The organism is Vibrio sp. Y176 (genome assembly GCF_033438945.1).
The window spans coordinates 1-657 of record NZ_JAWOQS010000636.1; the positions used below are offsets into that span (position 1 = coordinate 1).

The window sequence follows — 657 nt, forward strand, 5'->3', positions numbered from 1 at the left end:
CGGTAGTAGTCTTTGTCGCTAGGAATCAAAGCGTTTGCATCGAAAGGAGCGCGAATCGCTACGTTTTGATCTCTTTCCGGCACATTTTCTAGCAAATTCGCCAAAGCAGGATTGGCTTTGCCTTGTTCAAAAAATACCGCCACTACTGCGAGATTGCCTTGCTCATCGGCATGAACGTAATGCGCTTCCAATGGGTAAGATTTGCCGTCGACATGGTTTTCAGATGGTGTGTGGAAATGAAACTGTTTTAAAGCAAACGCTTTGCTATCAATGGTCAGAACATTCTCTCCCTCAATGCTGGTTTGCAATGTGTGACCATTGTTTGTTAGCGCAACCACTTTGCCTTGGTAATCCAATTGCAGTTTTGCTAATTCAGCTTGCGTCGCCGCATGAATATCAATCGGGCTTTGGTTTTTACCTTGCGCACATTCAGAAGCAAACTCGCCCCAATGCTCTGGTCCGTGACTTCCTTCGTAACCCCAGTTTGCTGCGTTGGCCGAACCAACGAATACCAAAGACAATCCAATCGCTGTAAGTGACTTTTTCATGATTTTCCTTATCCCTTCAAGTGAAGTGTTGTAAAAGCAAAGCCATACTAATCTCACAGGATTCGGTCGTTACAGAGTGGAAACTATGATTGCAAACAAACTTTGGAAT

General features: G+C 44.4%; 1 protein-coding gene. It reads right to left on the bottom strand.

Going from position 1 to position 657, the window contains the following annotated elements; all coding sequences use genetic code 11:
* Positions 1-548: carbonic anhydrase (locus R7O13_RS27785; protein ID WP_318305314.1), on the bottom strand; the 548-nt coding region annotated here is incomplete at its 3' end.
* Positions 549-657 lie beyond the last annotated feature (109 nt).